12 protein-coding genes are annotated in these 13,653 nt (G+C 73.3%); 10 read left to right on the top strand and 2 right to left on the bottom strand.

From position 1 onward, the window contains the following. Positions 1–26: 26 nt before the first annotated feature. Both ACFVHB_RS11945 and ACFVHB_RS11940 read right to left on the bottom strand, forming a co-directional pair. Positions 27–683, bottom strand: a complete 657-nt coding sequence (locus ACFVHB_RS11945; RefSeq protein WP_380319077.1) for a hypothetical protein — start codon at positions 681–683, stop codon at positions 27–29. Then, positions 683–1,378: a hypothetical protein gene (locus tag ACFVHB_RS11940; RefSeq protein WP_380319074.1), complete on the bottom strand. Its 696-nt coding sequence runs from the start codon at positions 1,376–1,378 to the stop codon at positions 683–685. Before ACFVHB_RS11940 ends, ACFVHB_RS11945 begins: the two co-directional genes overlap by 1 nt. Positions 1,379–1,884: 506 nt before the next feature. Between ACFVHB_RS11940 and ACFVHB_RS11935 the strand changes: the two genes are divergently transcribed. From ACFVHB_RS11935 to ACFVHB_RS11890, 10 genes are all read left to right on the top strand, one after another. After that, complete coding sequence (locus ACFVHB_RS11935) at positions 1,885–2,532, top strand: hypothetical protein (RefSeq protein ID WP_380319071.1); 648 nt, start codon at positions 1,885–1,887, stop codon at positions 2,530–2,532. A gap of 162 nt (positions 2,533–2,694) precedes the next feature. Next, on the top strand, positions 2,695–3,351 hold the full coding sequence (locus ACFVHB_RS11930) for a response regulator transcription factor (RefSeq protein WP_380319345.1): 657 nt from the start codon (positions 2,695–2,697) through the stop codon (positions 3,349–3,351). Beyond that, positions 3,348–4,703, top strand: a complete 1,356-nt coding sequence (locus ACFVHB_RS11925) for a sensor histidine kinase (protein ID WP_380319068.1) — start codon at positions 3,348–3,350, stop codon at positions 4,701–4,703. Before ACFVHB_RS11930 ends, ACFVHB_RS11925 begins: the two co-directional genes overlap by 4 nt. Before the next feature lie 100 nt (positions 4,704–4,803). Beyond that, positions 4,804–5,220, top strand: a complete 417-nt coding sequence (locus ACFVHB_RS11920) for a hypothetical protein (RefSeq protein WP_380319065.1) — start codon at positions 4,804–4,806, stop codon at positions 5,218–5,220. Next, on the top strand, positions 5,217–6,158 hold the full coding sequence (locus tag ACFVHB_RS11915) for an FAD:protein FMN transferase (protein ID WP_380319062.1): 942 nt from the start codon (positions 5,217–5,219) through the stop codon (positions 6,156–6,158). The genes ACFVHB_RS11920 and ACFVHB_RS11915 overlap by 4 nt, the downstream gene beginning before the upstream one ends. Next, positions 6,155–6,847, top strand: a complete 693-nt coding sequence (locus ACFVHB_RS11910) for a ferric reductase-like transmembrane domain-containing protein (RefSeq protein WP_380319059.1) — start codon at positions 6,155–6,157, stop codon at positions 6,845–6,847. Before ACFVHB_RS11915 ends, ACFVHB_RS11910 begins: the two co-directional genes overlap by 4 nt. Before the next feature lie 50 nt (positions 6,848–6,897). Beyond that, positions 6,898–8,133 (top strand): NADH-ubiquinone oxidoreductase-F iron-sulfur binding region domain-containing protein, encoded by a 1,236-nt coding sequence (locus ACFVHB_RS11905; RefSeq protein ID WP_380319056.1) that lies wholly within the window; start codon positions 6,898–6,900, stop codon positions 8,131–8,133. After that, on the top strand, positions 8,130–8,342 hold the full coding sequence (locus ACFVHB_RS11900) for a ferredoxin (protein WP_380317876.1): 213 nt from the start codon (positions 8,130–8,132) through the stop codon (positions 8,340–8,342). The genes ACFVHB_RS11905 and ACFVHB_RS11900 overlap by 4 nt, the downstream gene beginning before the upstream one ends. 95 nt (positions 8,343–8,437) lie before the next feature. After that, positions 8,438–9,151: a VIT1/CCC1 transporter family protein gene (locus ACFVHB_RS11895; RefSeq protein ID WP_380319053.1), complete on the top strand. Its 714-nt coding sequence runs from the start codon at positions 8,438–8,440 to the stop codon at positions 9,149–9,151. A gap of 839 nt (positions 9,152–9,990) precedes the next feature. Further along, positions 9,991–13,635, top strand: coding sequence for a DUF4132 domain-containing protein (locus ACFVHB_RS11890; RefSeq protein ID WP_380319050.1), 3,645 nt, complete (start codon positions 9,991–9,993; stop codon positions 13,633–13,635). Positions 13,636–13,653 lie beyond the last annotated feature (18 nt).

The raw sequence follows: 13,653 nt of genomic DNA, 5'->3' as shown, positions 1-13,653 counted from the left end.
GGTGCCGCGCTGCCTGGGTGATCGAGTCATCGGTCCGGCGGCACGTCCGACCGAGCGTCCCGGGCGTGCTCTTCGGCGGCCTCCCTGACCGCTCGGAGCGTCCCGCGCAGAACGACGCCGACGCCCGCGGAGACGAGTGTCCAGTAGTGGCCGAAGCGGGCGGTGGATTCGGGATCGGTGCAGGCGGTGCGCGCCTCGTAGGTGAGCAGGGACCGCCGGATGCCGTACGGATGGACCACGAAGGCGGCCGCCATCTTCGCCCAGCCGACCTCGTCGAACGACGCGAACTCCTCCGGTTCGACCCGCCGCCACTCGATCGAGGCCTGCCAGGGCTTGCCGACCGCCCCGAAGACGAGCTCACGCCCCGGACTCTCGCCCAGCGCCACCCACGGCTGGTCCTCCCACGCACCCCCGGGAGCGTCGAACAGGTCGGCCACGCGCATCGACGGCGGGGTCGGGATGGGCCGGCCGCGCAGTCGGTCCGGCAGTCCGCGCGCCCATATGGCCGCGTTGAGGAGCGGGGCGTCGAGGGTGAGCAGGTCCAGCTCGCGCGCCGCCTCGTACGCCACGGGAGGTGCCGCGGCGAGCGCCAGGCATTCGAGCCGGGAGAATCCGAACTCGGGCAGCGCACTGTCCAACAGCAGCGCGCCGCCGACGGGATCAAAGGTGGAGTCGGCGCTCATCACGGCCTCCCTGGGTTCCCGGTCACGGCCCGACAGAGCCGCGCGCGCAGGTTGTGGAACTGGCGGGTCTGCATCACGAAGTGAGCGGGTTCCCAGAACAGCAGGTCGATCGGCCCGGTGAGCACGCGCGGGCGGCTGCGGCCGTGCGTGCGGACGACCAGGCGGGTGTTCGGGTCGGCCGGTTCGAGGTGGAAGCCCCACACCGAGCTGACGAACGCCCCCGGCCCACGTCCGTCGGCCGGGTCGAACGGGCGACCCGACGGCACACTCGTATCGTCGCGAAGCACCAGGGTCCGTTCCGGCACGAGTACCGCGACGGTGAACCAGGCGAGACCACTGGGCACGGATGTGAGCCGTTGCCCCACCGCCAGGCTCTGCCACTCGGGGACGATGCGATCCGTGCTTGGCCGTCCGCCGTTGTCCAGCCGATCCCAGCTGTACCAGCCGCCACGGTCGCAGCCCATCTGCACCAGCCACGGCCACACCTTCGACGGCGGCGCGGGCAGGGTCGTCGCCATGGTCGAGCCGCTCTGGGCACCAGCGATGAGGTCATCCCCGGGATAGGGTCGCGCGACCTCCTCGCTCGTCGCACCCCAGGTCAGCATCCTCGGCCGCAGGACCAGGGCATGCACGAGCAAGACGACCGCGACGGAAGCGGCGGCGGCCGGTCCGACCACGGCTCGGTGTTCGCCCACACTTCGACAGTCACTCATCCGCCGCGATGGCGCCATCGGACCGCTGCGCCGCAGCCGAGGTGGCTCGAGGGCAGACATCACAAGATCGCCGCAACCGTAGGGCCCGCCAGCACCCAGCCTCGCCAGCCCGACCGCATCACCCTCTACCCGCCGAACATCTCCCAGACGCTCGGGCGCTCAAGGCGCAGATCCCCACGAGGATCGCGCTCCCCGCGAGCAGCAGCAGCAGCCCAGCAGCGCGGTCGTCGAACCGAGAAGGCAGCCGCCGCTGTCCCTGGCGCGCGTCTGAATCGATCTGGGGCGACATGGCTGCCTCCCGAGTCCGCCGCAGGCCTGAACCGGTTCTTAGGAGGCGGTCGGGCACACTGCTCCCCGTGTGCCCGCCTGCCGGCGGCCGCAGGTGCACGGAGTTCAGTGCGAAGGGCGGATGGGTGTCCGGAATCAGCAGGGACCAGAACGCAGGCGGCGTACCAGCGGTGGAGTCCGGCACCGAGGGGAACAGACGGTTGACCGCGCTGGCCGGCGCGGTCCTCCTGCTGCTGTTCGCCGCCCAGGGTGTGACCATCCTGTTCCTCGGCACCATGCTCACCTGGCACTTCGTCATCGGATTCGCCCTCATCGGGCCGGTCGTCCTCAAGCTGGCCGTCACCGGGTACCGCTTCGTGCGCTACTACGCGGGGTCGTCGGCCTACCGCCGCCAGGGACCGCCCGCGCCCCTGCTGCGGCTGCTCGCCCCACTGCTCGTCGCCCTCACCGTCGCGGTGCTGGCCACCGGCTGTGCGCTGGCGCTGGGCGGACGGGACGCCGGCGGACTCCCGATGCTGTTCCTGCACAAGGCGGGCTTCGTCTGCTGGGTGGCGGTGACGAGTGTGCATGTGCTGGCCCACGTCTGGCGGCTGCCCGGGCTGGTCGGCGCGGAGCTGGTGCGCCGCCGGCAGACCCGACACGCGGCAGGCGTGGTCCGAGGACGCGGGTGGCGCTGGTCGCTGCTGCTGCTCTCCCTGTCCGCCGGTGCGGTCCTGGCGCTCTCCGGACCGGCCCTGGCATCCCACTGGACCGGCGAGAGACCCCGAGAACACGCCATCACGACGCCAGAGGGGCACCACCGGGCGCTCGTGCCGGGCGTCACCGACACCCCCGAGCCGCGGCGCTGAACGCCCTCCGGCCGGGCCCCACTGCGGCGACCGCGGGGCTGTTCGGCCCAAGCGGCTCGGCCCCGCGCCGGGCACCATGGCGGTGAGCGCTGACCCGACTACGGCCCGACCCGGCCACGAACGAACGAGATGAGTGCGGTGGCGGAACCCGATTCCCTGAGAGTGCTCGTGGTGGAGGACGACCCGGTGATCGCGGACTCCCTGGTGAGGGGGCTGCGGCAGGCCGGATACCGTGCGGAAAGCGTCGGCACCGGCCGTGCCGCGCTGGCGGCGCCCGTGCCCGACGTCCTGCTGCTCGACCTCGGCCTGCCCGACCTGGACGGCGTCGAGGTGTGCCGGCGGATCCGGCAGCGCTCGGACGCCGCGATCATCGCGGTGACCGCGCGCGGCGAGGAGGCCGACCGGGTCCTGGCTCTGGACGAGGGCGCCGACGACTACCTGGTGAAGCCCTTCGGGCTGGCCGAACTGCTGGCCCGGCTGCGTGCGGTGCTGCGCCGTACGCGACCGTCCGAGCAGGAGCCAGTGCGGCACGGCCCGCTCACCATCGACCGCCGCACCCGCCGGGTGGCCGTGAGCGGCCGGGAGGTGTCCCTCACGCCGAAGGAGTTCGACATCCTGGCCTGCCTGGCGGCCGACCCCGGCCGGGTGGTCACCCGCCAGGAGATCCTGGAGAGCGCCTGGGACGCGCACTGGTACGGACCGACGAAGGTGGTGGACGTCCACGTCGCCGCGCTGCGCCGCAAGCTCGCCGTCCCCGGGCTGATCGAGACCGCCTACGGACGGGGCTTCCGGCTCGCCGAGCCCACGGGGACGCCGTGACCCGCCGGATCGTGCTGGCGCTGCTGGCGCTGACCATCGTGGTGGTCGCCGCGGCCGCCGTCCCGCTCGGCCTGTCCATCACCGAGCGTGAACACCTCGCGTTCCGCGACAAGACCCAGGCTGCCGCCCGGGTGATCGCCTCCTCCGCCGAGGAGTACCTGTCCGACCAGGACCCCGCGACCGCGATGAACGCCGACCTCGCCGAAGCCGCGAGGGCCGGGGACTGCGCGGCCGTCTTCGACGTGCACGGCCGGTTGGTGGCCGCCACACCCTGCCCGATCACCCGGTCCGGCGAGGCCGGCGACCTGGTCGACGAGACGCTGACGGGACGCGAACCGGAGCCGCCCGAGACCGAAGGACGGCTGCTGGCCGCAGAGCCCGTCGGCACGTTCCGCCAGCCGGCCGGCGCGGTCGTCCTGTCCCGGTCCACGGCTCCGCTGGACACCCGGATCACCGTCGCCTGGGCCTGGATCAGCCTGGTCGCCGCGGCCGGCGTCGCGGCCGCCGCCCTGGTGTCGGTCCGGATCGCACGCTGGGTCGGACGCCCACTGACCACCCTGGACACCGCCGCCCGAAACCTCGGCGAAGGCCGCCTGGGCGAACGCGCCACGGTGGCCGCCGCCCCGCCGGAGGTGCGCCGCCTCGCCGCCACGTTCAACACCATGGCAGCCCGCATGGAGGCGCTGATCCACGGCCACCAGGCCGTCGTCGCCGACGTCTCGCACCAACTGCGCACCCCGCTGGCGGCCCTACGGCTGCGGCTCGACCTGCTGGCCACCGCCACGCCGGAAGGCGCACCGGAGCTGCTGGCCTCGGCGCAGGAGGAGGTGGCCAGGCTCTCGCGCCTGGTGGACGGGCTGCTGGCGGTGGCACGGGCCGAGCAGGCCGTGCCGAAGCCTGTTCCGGTCCACGTGAACGAGGTCGCCGCCGACCGCGTGGCCGCCTGGGAGCCGATCGCGCAGGAACGCGGGATCCATCTCACCAGCCACTGCCAGGACGGCCCTCCGGTCGCGCTGGGGCCGGATCATCTGGAACAAGTCCTGGACAATCTGCTGGCCAACGCCCTGGACGCCGTCCCCGACGGCGGCACGGTCACTCTGGACACCACCCCGGGCCCGGACACCGTCCGGCTGAAGATCGTGGACGACGGTCCCGGCATGAGCCCCGACGCGCGCGAGCAGGCCTTCCGCCGCTTCGGCAACCCCCAGGCCCGAGGCAGCGGACTCGGCCTCGCGATCGTGCACCGGCTCATCACCGCCAACGGCGGCAGCATCGCTCTCGAAGACACGCCCGGCGGCGGCCTCACCGCCGTCCTCGACCTGCCGACGTGGCACGACCACCGAACGCCGTGATCTTTACCGGTTCCAGGCAGATCGTGAGCAGGTCCCACAGACGCCCGAGCGCATCGTGGTCAGTGCAAGCACCCGAGCCGGACCACGAGGAGCGCCCGCCATGGCCGACCTCCCCAACCCGCCCGAACCGGAAGGGCCAGCACGCCGCGAGCACGGAATACGACGGGTCTCCACCGCCACCCGCTGGACCGTCGCGGCCGCTGCCGCCGGGTCCGCCGCCCTCGGCCTCACCTACCCCAACCTCACGCCCGGCACCTCCGGCACTCCCGCACCGGCCCAGGGCACGCCACCCACTACTCTCACCTGTGCTCAGCAGCTCGCCCCGGCCGGCACGACCGCCACGCCATCGCGCGGTGGCCAGGAACAGGACGACGGCGGGGACGACGAGGAGCGCGCCCTCCCGGCGCCCGGAACAACCACGCCGCAAAACACGGTCACCTGCACGCCCCTCGTCTCTCCCGCGCAGGCCCCGGCCCCGACCCAGCAGGCGCCGCAGACCCGGACCGGTGCGTCATGAACCGCCACCACGTCCAGGGCGCGACCACCTCCTTCCCCGCCCTCGGCACCACCGCCACCCTGCTCACCACCGACCAGCTGGTACTGACCGAGGCCGAGCGCATCCTGATGGACGAGCTCACCGCCATCGACCACACCTGCAGCCGCTTCCGCCCCGACTCCGAACTCAGCCGCGTCAATGCCACCGCCGGCACTCCGACGAGCGTCAGCGAGCTGTTCGCGCAGGCGATCGAGGTCGCGCTGCGCGCCGCCGCACTGACCGGCGGAGCCGTCGACCCGACCGTGGGCCGGGCCGTGATCGCCCTCGGCTACGACCGCACCTTCACCGCCCTGCGGCCCCAGGACGCCACACCGCTGCCCACGGCCCGTCCCGCCACCGGCTGGCAGAACATCGACTGGCACCCGGACACCCGCCGGCTCCTGCTGCCGCCCGGCACCGCCCTGGACCTCGGCGCGACCGCCAAGGCGCTGGCCGCCGACCGCGCCGCCCAGCGCATCGCCGAGACCACCGGCAGCGGGGTCCTGGTCAACCTCGGCGGCGACCTCGCCACCGCCGGCCACGCCCCCGACGGCGGCTGGGCGGTCGGTGTCGCTGACGACAACGCCGCCACCGGTCCCGGCCCGGTCGTCACCGTGACCTCCGGCGCCCTGGCGACCTCCGGTACCAGCGTCCGCACCTGGCGCCGCGCCGGCCGACCGGTCCATCACATCGTCGACCCCACCACCGGCCGCTCCACCGAGCCGTACTGGCGCACCGCCACCGTCGCCGCCGACACCTGCGTGGACGCCAACACCGCCACCACCGCCACGATCGTACTCGGCGACGCCGCCACGGCCTGGCTTGAGCGGGCCGGGCTGCCCGCCCGCCTGGTCGGCCTCGACGGCACCGTCACCCGCCTCGGCGGCTGGCCCCACGACCAGGCAGCAGGTACGCGATGACCACCACGACCACCCTCGCCGCCAGCCCGCTCTGGTACGCCGGCCGCGCCGGCGGCACCACCGCACTGCTCCTGCTCACCGCGACCGTCGCCCTCGGCATCGCCGTCGGCGGCAAAGCCGTACCCCTCCGGGTCGGCCGGTTCGAGATCAACCTGCTCCACCGCAACCTCGCCGTCCTCAGCCTCGCCTTCCTCGCCCTCCACATCGCCACCGCCGTCATCGATCCCTACGCCCGCCTCACCTGGGCCGACGCCGTCCTGCCGTTCGGCGCCGCCTACCGGCCGCTCTGGCTCGGGCTGGGCAGCATCGGCTTCGACCTGCTGCTCGCCGTGGCCATCACCAGCGCCCTGCGCCTCCGCATCGGCCGAAGGCGGTGGAAGGCCGTGCACTGGCTGGCGTACGCGGCCTGGCCGATCGGCCTGCTCCACGCCATCGGCACCGGCACCGACACCCGCCTGCCGTTCCAGCTGTGGCTGTACGCCAGCTGCCTGGCGACGGTGGCCTCCGCCACCGGATGGCGGCTCTACCGGGCCGGCCCCGGCCACCTCGCGGCCCGTCTGGGCGCCGGTCTCCTCGTCGCGGCCCTACCCGTGCTGGTCACCGCGTTCCTGGCCGCCGGTCCCCTGCAGCCCGGCTGGTCCCAGCGCGCCGCCCTCCACACCCTGACCGCCCTGGAAGGTGCCCGGTGATTCCCGCGTCGCTTCGATCGCTCGACCAAGGGGACACCGTCCCGCGGCTGATGGACGCCCGGCACGCCATCGGTACGTCGCTGAGCCTGACCGAGCATCTTCGGCACCACGGGCCTGGTCCTCGGCCCGGGCCCAGGTTGATCGAGGCCGTCGGGGAAGCCGGGCTGACCGGCCGTGGCGGAGCCGGATTCCCTACAGCGCACAAGCTCCGTGCCGTAGCCGAAGGTGGCCGCCGGGCCGTGGTCGTCGCCAACGGCATGGAGAGCGAGCCGTTCAGCCGCAAGGACCAGACCCTTCTCGCCCTCGCTCCGCATCTCGTCCTGGACGGGGCGGTCCTCGCCGCCGAGGCCGTCGGCGCCGACCGCATCCACCTGTGCCTGCCCGCCACCCGCACCACCCAGCTGCACGCCCTTACCACCACGGTCGCCGAACGCCGCAGCGCACAGCTCGACTCCGTCCCGATCCTGGTGGAGGCGATGCCGCACGGCTACGTGACCAGCGAGTCCACCGCCCTGGTCCACTGGCTGAACGGCGGCCCCGCCCGCCCGACCAGCGCCCCGCCACGCACCCACGAGAGAGGCGTACACGGACGCCCGACCCTCGTGCAGAACGTCGAAACCCTCGCCCACCTCGCCCTGATCGCCCGCCACGGACCCCACTGGTTCCGCCAGGCCGGCACCGCCGCCTCCCCGGGCACGACGCTGATCACCGTCACCGGAGCCGTGCGCCACCCCGGCGTCCTCGAGACCGAACCCGGCACCCGGGTGAGCACGCTCCTCCAGCAAGCCGGCGGCACCGACCAACCGCTCCAGGCCGTCCTGCTCGGAGGCGTCGCCGGCACCTGGCTGCGCACCCCGTTCGCCCTCGACCTGCCCTTCAGTCGCGAGGGCCTCGCCCCACACGCCGCCCCCGGGGCTGGCATCATCGCCGCACTCCCGCACGACGCCTGCCCACTCGCAGAGACCGCCCGCATCCTCGCCTACCTCGCCGCCAACGGCGCCCAGCAGTGCGGCCCCTGCCGCTTCGGCCTGCCCGCCGTCGCCGACGACTTCTCCGCCCTCGCCGACGGCCACGCCACCCCCGAACAGCTCGACCGCCTGCACCGGCGGATCGGCCTCCTGCCCGGACGCGGAGCCTGTCGCCACCCCGACGGCGCCGCCCGCCTCGCCGCCAGCGCCCTCACGACCTTCGAAGCCGACGTCGACCACCACCTGACCCACGGCCCCTGCGGCCGGCCCACCAGCCTGCCCGTACCGGCCCCGACCCGAACGGAGCACTGGACGTGACCGGCACCGACTCGGTGGTCCTGAGTATCGACCGGATCGCGTGCACCGGTCACGGGCTGTGCGCCGAACTCCTCCCCGAACTCGTCAGCCTCGACGAATGGGGCTACCCCGTCCAGCACGCCGCGACCGTCCCGCCCGGCCTGCGGGGCCACGCCCGGCGCGCCGTCCGCGGCTGCCCGCGCCTCGCCCTACGCGCCGACTCGCAGTGACCGACCGCTCCGATCCCAAACGGCCACCCCGAAGCGACAGCCGACCGGCTCCCCACGAAACTGATCTTGAAGAGCGGACAGGAGCACCCGACCCGATGACCTTCTTCAACATGCTCAACCCTCACCAGGAAAGCCACACCGCCGGCCGTGCCGGGTGGCTGCGAGCCGCCGTCCTCGGCGCCAACGACGGCCTGGTCTCCATCGCCAGCCTGATGGTGGGCCTGGCCGCCAGCGGCGTGACCACCTCCACGGTCGTCACCGGCGGCCTGGCAGGCCTGTCCGCCGGTGCCATGTCGATGGCCGCGGGCGAGTACGTGTCCGTCAGCTCCCAGGTCGACGTCGAGACCGCCGACCGCGCCAAGGAGTCCCGCGAGCTCGCCGAAGCCCCCGAAGCCGAACTCGACGAACTCACCGGCATCTACGAGAGCCGCGGCGTACCGGCCGACCTCGCCCGACAGGTCGCCGAAGCCCTGCACGAGGCCGACCCGCTCCAGGCCCACCTGCGCGACGAACTCGGCCACAGTGAGCACACCGCGGCCAGACCGCTGCAGGCCGCGCTCGCCTCCGCCGGAAGCTTCCTGGTCGGCGGCCTGGTGCCCTTCCTCGGTCTGCTCGCCGGATCCTCCACCGCCCGCCTGTGGCTCATCGTCGCCGTTACCCTCTGCGGCCTCGCCCTGGCCGGAGTCCTCGCCGCCCGAGCTGCCGGCACCACCGTCCTTCGCCCGGCACTTCGCGTCGTCATCGGCGGTGGGCTCGCCATGGCCATCACCGCAGCCGTCGGCCAGCTCGCGCACGTCTCCGGACTATGAGCCGACCGACGCAGATCCCTCCGGACGGCCTCGCAAGCCACATACGGGCGGCGGTCGGATGAGCCATTTGCGCTTAACACCGACCAGCAGGGTGGTGGGCCTGAACATGGTATGGATGCCGCGCCAGATCAGCTTGTGGCCCCGGCTGGCCATTCGACGAGAGGTGGCCGCAAGGCGGCACGGCGGCTTGCGGGCAGTGGCGGCACCGACCTGCCCGGTGCAGAAAGCGATCTGCCTCAAGAGACAGCAGGCATCCGTACTCGTGCTTCGAGTTCGGCGGGTAGGTGCCAGCCTTCGATGGCGGGCGCCATGCAGAGGCGGGCTTTGAGGCCGATCAGCAGCTGGCGGCGGCGTTCCTGGTCGGCTTGGGTCCGGGCGTCGGCGAAAATCTGACCGGTTTCGACGTCGACCCAAGCGGCGGGTCGCTGAGGGAGGGCGGCAAGGCGTCGGCGTTCGTCGACGAGGACTTCGAGGGCTTCGGAGTCGGCCCAGGACCTACGGAGCGTCGCCCGACAGCTCAACCATCGACCCCGACTCGTCCTCGGAGACCAGACCCCCCGCCGAGGCCGTGAGAGACTGCCTGCAGCACCGTTGACCTGGTGATTCGCAACCATTGCTGGAAACCACCGAGTGTCACAGCGGCGAGGTATCCACTGCCGTCGAAGCCCCGGCCCAGGCCGACACGTCCAGGATGTGTACACCGCTCGCTGAGTCACGAGGCGCCGGCGCGCGGTGAATTCGGTGGGGAGGTGAGTGCGGGGGTGATCGGCCGGGGGCTTGTCGGTGGGACTCGCTAACGTTCGTCTCCTGATCATCAGTGCGAGGAGAGGGGCGGGGCTGTGCGGCGCTGGGAGTTCGTCGATGGCGGCTCGGACAAGTTCTGGGAGGCCGCGGTCGACGGTGTCGCGGTGACCGTGCGGTACGGGCGGTCCGGTACAGACGGGCGGGAGCAGGTCAAGGCGTTCCCGACCGTGGATGAGGCGCAGGCGCACTTCGCCAAGGCGGTCGCCGCGAAGGAGCGCAAGGGCTACCACGAGATCGGTTCGGGGGCGGGTACGGAACCGGGTGCAGCGGCGGATCCGGTGCCCGTGGCGCAGCCCGGCGTGTCCGCGCCCACGGCCGAGGCCGCCGGTCCGGAGGACGAGGACGTCTTCGTCATGCCGGACGCCTGGCGTCGGGCCCTGATCCCGCGGCGGGGCGGCATTCCCCGGAAGCCGTCCGCGCCGGGCAAGGAGCCGGTGACCTCGTACCGCGACGGGTTGCGGCAGCTGGGGGACTGGCTGGAGCAGACGCTCACCTCGGAGCGCAGTGACCCGGAGCTGGTCGCGGCTGCCCGCGCCCACCAGTCCGGCAGCCGGGACCCGCTCGGTGCGGCGGTGCTCGCCTCCGTGTACACGTACCCGGCCAAGAACAAGATCAGCCTGGCCGTGGATGCCTGGGCAGAGGAGTTCGGCCTGCCGTTCGCGGCCAGGGCCACCGTCGAGCTGTTCACGACGGCTGTCGAGACCGACTGGATCCACCAGAGGTCCGTCCACCCCCGCGTCCGGCGCGGGGCCAACCAGAGGCACGGCCAGTACCGTCCCGCCGCGGACCGGGTCCGGTCGCTGCTGGCGGACTGCGACGAGGAGACCCACCGCGCGGCGGTCGAGGCCCTGGCGGGCTGCCGGAACAACCTGACCCGCCTGGTGGTGGCGGCGTACCTGGTGCCGTCCGAGACCGCCTGGGTCGAGGAGTGCGTCGCGTCGGGCTCCCGTCTGGCCGCCGTCGAGTGGTCGATGCTGCTGTGCTCGCTCTCCTCGGCAGAACCGCTGGAGAAGCTCCCCCCGCTGCCGAGCCTGAGCCATAACGGTTGGTCCACCGAGATCATCGCGACCGTGGCGGAGGGCCTCGGCGGCGACGCAGCACCGGTGATGCTGCACGATCTGACCACCAGCTACCACCACAAGGACGGCAAGAAGCGGATCCTGGACGCGCTCGCCGAGCTCCCCTCCGACGAGGGCTTCCGGGGGCTGCTGGCCCAACAGGACGGCATCAAGTCCACCCGCGCCGCCCTCATGGCCGGTCTCCGCCGCTTCCCCCGGCGTGCCCTGCGCCTGCTCGCCGAGGCCGCGGCGGCCTCCACCGACCCGGCCACGCAGCAGCTCGCCCGGCAGCTCCTCACCGGCCACGTCGCCGTCCACCGCGCGACCGCGCTCGAACTGCTGCCGGAGCTGACGCCGGAGCAGGCAGCTCTGGTCGAGCCGCTCACCGACCTCGGCGAGCGGGTGCCGGAGGTCGGCCCCGACTCGCTGCCGGAGCTGTTCACCAGCCCGCCGTGGACGCGGCCGCGCTCCGCTGGCAAGCCCCGCGTGCTGACCGGGCTCAGCGCGCCTCGGGAACCGCAGATGCGGTGGCTGCCGGGTGAGCGCGAGGCGTGGGCGGCGACCTCCGAGTCCTGGTACACGAGCTGGTCGGACGACGACTGGCAGCGGGTCGCGGCCACGATCCGGGCCCGGATCGGGCAACCCGAGGACGCGCGGCTGCGCGGTGGACAGCACGCCGAGCTCGCGCTGTTCGCTTACGGCGACGAGGAGTTGGCCCGGCCCCTGCTCGCGCAGTGGCGCGCCGGTGAGCGTATCTGGCACTCCGGGGACTCCCTGCGCCGGGTCGCCGCCCGCTTCGGGACGGACGCCGTCGAACCGATCCGGGCGGCAGCGGCGGGGAACCCGGCCACGCACGCGCCCCTGCTGCTTCCGTACCTGGACGCCCGGGTGGCCGAGACCATGGTGGACTGGCTGGTGCGCCTCAAGTCGGCCGGGAGCACAGCGCGTTCCTGGTTCACCCGGCACGGCGTGGACGCGGCCCGGCTGCTGGTGCCCGCCGCGCTCGGGAAGGCCGGGCCGGCCCGGCACGGCGCCGAGCAGGCCCTGCGGGTGATCGCCGAGGCGCACGGCGCGGCGGCGGTGCGCGCGGTGGCCGGCGAGTACGGGCCGAAGGCGGAGGAGGCCGTGGGCGCCCTGCTGTCGGCCGACCCGCTGGTGACCGCGCTCCCGGCGAAGCTGCCCCCGCCCTGCGACTGGGCGGAGCCGGTGATGCTGCCGCAACTGCTGCTGCGCGGCGGCGAGGGCGCCCTGCCCGCCGAAGCGGTGCGGCACGTACTCACCATGCTCGCGCTGTCCGCGCCCGGGGCGTTCTACCCGGGCCTCGACGAGGTGGCCCTACTGTGCGAGCCGCGGTCGTTGACGGAGTTCTGCTGGGCGGTGTTCGAGCAGTGGCGGCTGGCCGGCATGCCCGCCCAGGACGGCTGGGCGCTGCACGTGCTCGGCCGGTTCGGTGACGACGATACGGTCCGCCGGCTGACGCCGGTGCTCCGCGCCTGGCCGGGCGAGGGGGCCCACCACCGTGCGGTGGACGGCCTGGAGGTGCTGGCCGCCATCGGCACCGACGTGGCCCTGCTGCACCTGCACGGCATCGCACAGCGGGTGAAGTTCAAGGCGCTCAAGACCCGGGCCCAGGAGAAGATCTCCGAGGTGGCAGCCGGTCTCGGCCTGACCGGGGAGCAGCTGTCCGACCGCCTGGTCCCGGACTTCGGGCTGGACGCCGACGGGACCACCGTCATCGACTACGGCACCCGGACGTTCACGGTCGGCTTCGACGAGCAGCTCAAGCCGTACGTGCTGGACGCGACCGGCGCCCGCCGCAAGGACCTGCCCGCCCCGGGGGCGCGGGACGACGCCGAGCTGGCGCCCGCCGAGCGCAAGCGCTTCGCCGCGCTGAAGAAGGACGTCCGCACGGTGGCGGGGGACCACATCCGCCGCCTGGAGGAGGCGATGATCACCCAACGCTCATGGACGGCGCAGGAGTTCGACCAGCTCTTCGTCGGGCATCCGCTGCTGTGGCACCTGGTGCGCCGCCTGGTGTGGCTGTCCGAGACGGACGGCACGGTGACGGCGTTCCGCGTCGCCGAGGACCGCACCCTGGCGGACGTCCGGGACGAGGCGTTCGCGCTGCCGGCCACGGCCTCCGTCCGGCTGGCGCACCCGCTCCTGCTCGGCGACGGCCTCGCCGACTGGTCGGAGCTGTTCGCCGACTACGAGATCCTGCAGCCGTTCCGCCAGCTCGGCCGCCCGGTGTACACGCTGACCGACGAGGAGCGGGCCGGCCACCGCCTCACCCGCTTCGAGAACGGTCCGGTGCTGCCCACCACCCGGCTGGTCGGAATGGAACGGCGCGGCTGGCGGCGCGGCGAGCCCCAGGACAACGGCGTCGAGCAGTGGCTCTCCCGCCGGGTCGGGCCCGACCTCTACGTGGTGATCGCCCCGGAGGACGGCATCGCCGTCGGCATGTTCGACTCCTACCCCGAGCAGCGAGTGGAAACGGTCTGGCTCGACAGACGCCCGGGCGACTACTGGACCCACAACCGCACCTTCCCGACCTTCGCCGAGCTCGACCCGGTGATCGCCTCCGAGGTGATCGCCGACCTCACCGAGCTGACCACGCTGTGACCCCTCGCGACCTCAGCG

The sequence above is a fragment of the Kitasatospora sp. NPDC127111 genome (genome assembly GCF_042677465.1).
In the GTDB taxonomy this organism is placed as follows: domain Bacteria; phylum Actinomycetota; class Actinomycetes; order Streptomycetales; family Streptomycetaceae; genus Kitasatospora.
Note: the sequence above shows the minus strand (reverse complement) of the source record. Positions and strands in the feature narration are given on the sequence as shown.

Excerpts from the sequence above, each read along its gene's own strand:
- ACFVHB_RS11945 (WP_380319077.1), bottom strand. The coding sequence starts at position 683 with ATGAGCGCCGACTCCACCTTTGATCCCGTCGGCGGCGCGCTGCTGTTG.
- ACFVHB_RS11920 (WP_380319065.1), top strand. The coding sequence starts at position 4,804 with ATGGCCGACCTCCCCAACCCGCCCGAACCGGAAGGGCCAGCACGCCGC.
- ACFVHB_RS11915 (WP_380319062.1), top strand. The coding sequence starts at position 5,217 with ATGAACCGCCACCACGTCCAGGGCGCGACCACCTCCTTCCCCGCCCTC.
- ACFVHB_RS11910 (WP_380319059.1), top strand. The coding sequence starts at position 6,155 with ATGACCACCACGACCACCCTCGCCGCCAGCCCGCTCTGGTACGCCGGC.
- ACFVHB_RS11905 (WP_380319056.1), top strand. The coding sequence starts at position 6,898 with ATGGACGCCCGGCACGCCATCGGTACGTCGCTGAGCCTGACCGAGCAT.
- ACFVHB_RS11895 (WP_380319053.1), top strand. The coding sequence starts at position 8,438 with ATGACCTTCTTCAACATGCTCAACCCTCACCAGGAAAGCCACACCGCC.